The sequence below is a fragment of the Streptomyces sp. NPDC046881 genome, from assembly GCF_040645015.1.
In the GTDB taxonomy this organism is placed as follows: Bacteria; Actinomycetota; Actinomycetes; order Streptomycetales; family Streptomycetaceae; genus Streptomyces.
Genome location: NZ_JBEYXJ010000126.1, coordinates 22,877 through 23,088 on the forward strand (window position 1 = coordinate 22,877; position 212 = coordinate 23,088).

Genomic DNA, 212 nt, shown 5'->3' on the forward strand with positions numbered 1-212 from the left:
CCGGCGTCCATGCGAGACGCGACCGCGCACCCCCTCCCGCGGTGCTGCTCGGTATGCCTGAGGGCCCGGTGCCGGGCTGGGTCACCGTTGTTTCGGGCTGCTCGCTCGCTTCTTGACCGGGCTGGAGCGGGCCGGGTCAAGGGTGGGCCGGAGGGCCATCGCCGAAGGCGACGCGTAGCGCCCTTGACGCGGACCGTGGAAGCCCGACACTG